Source organism: Streptomyces sp. NPDC020362 (assembly GCF_040642095.1).
Lineage (GTDB): Bacteria > Actinomycetota > Actinomycetes > Streptomycetales > Streptomycetaceae > Streptomyces.
In genome coordinates, this window is the sequence record NZ_JBFAET010000492.1 from 1 (window position 1) to 1,043 (window position 1,043).

1 protein-coding gene is annotated in these 1,043 nt (G+C 68.0%); it reads left to right on the forward strand.

The window, feature by feature from the left end:
• Positions 1 to 57 precede the first annotated feature (57 nt).
• The coding region (locus AB0H32_RS48450; protein WP_361136174.1) for a beta-ketoacyl reductase at positions 58 to 1,043 on the forward strand (986 nt) is incomplete at its 3' end.

The following is a 1,043-nucleotide window of genomic DNA, read 5'->3' on the forward strand; positions in this document are numbered from 1 at the left end:
GCTGGGTGTGGGGGCACGGTGTTGGTTACGGGTGCTTCGGGTGCGTTGGGTGGGTTGGTGGCCCGGCATCTTGCCGGGACGGGTCGGGCCGGGCGGCTGGTGCTGGTCTCGCGGCGGGGTATGGATGCGCCGGGGATGGTGGGGCTGGTTGCTGATCTGGAGGGGTTGGGTGTTGAGGTCACGGTTGCGGCGTGTGATGTTGCTGATCGGGATCAGCTTGCCGGTGTGCTGGAGGGTGTGCCGCTGACCGGTGTCGTTCACGCGGCGGGGATCGTGGATGACGGGCTTGCTACGGCTTTGACCGCGGAGCGGGTGGATGCGGTCATGCGGCCGAAGGCTGATGCGGCCTGGCATCTGCATGAGTTGACCCGCCACCTCGACCTGGACATGTTCGTACTGTTCTCCTCGATCGCCGGGGTCTGGGGCAACCCGGGCCAGGCCAACTACGCGGCCGGCAACACCTTCCTGGATGCTCTTGCTGCGATGCGCCGGCGGGCCGGTCTGCCTGCTGTATCCCTCGTGTGGGGGCCGTGGGAATACGGCATGACCACGAAGCTCGACCGAGCCGACTGGCAGCGCATGTCCCGCCAGGGGTTGAAGCCGCTGCCCGCGGCCGACGGGCTGACCATGTTCGACGCGGCCGCCCATGCCGCTGATCCTCTGGTGGTGACGGCCCAGCTGGACCTGGCCGCGGTGCAGCGTTCCGGTGAGGTCCCGCCGTTCCTGTCCCGCCTGGTGCGCACGCCAAGGATCGGCGCCCCAGCCCGTCGTATGGTCGGACAGGCTGCCGTCGACGGTCAGAACGCGCTGGCTGCCCGGCTCACGGTGCTCGGTCCTGTTGAGCAGACCGAAACCGTCCTCGAACTGGTCGCGGCACAAGCCGCCTTGACTCTGGGCATGTCTGGACCCGAGAGCATTGAGGCCGGTCGTACGTTCAAGGACACGGGCTTCGACTCGCTGACTTCCGTGGAGTTGCGCAACCGGTTGAACACGGTGACGGGTCTGCGCCTGCCGGCCACCGCGGTGTTCGACTACCCCACGCC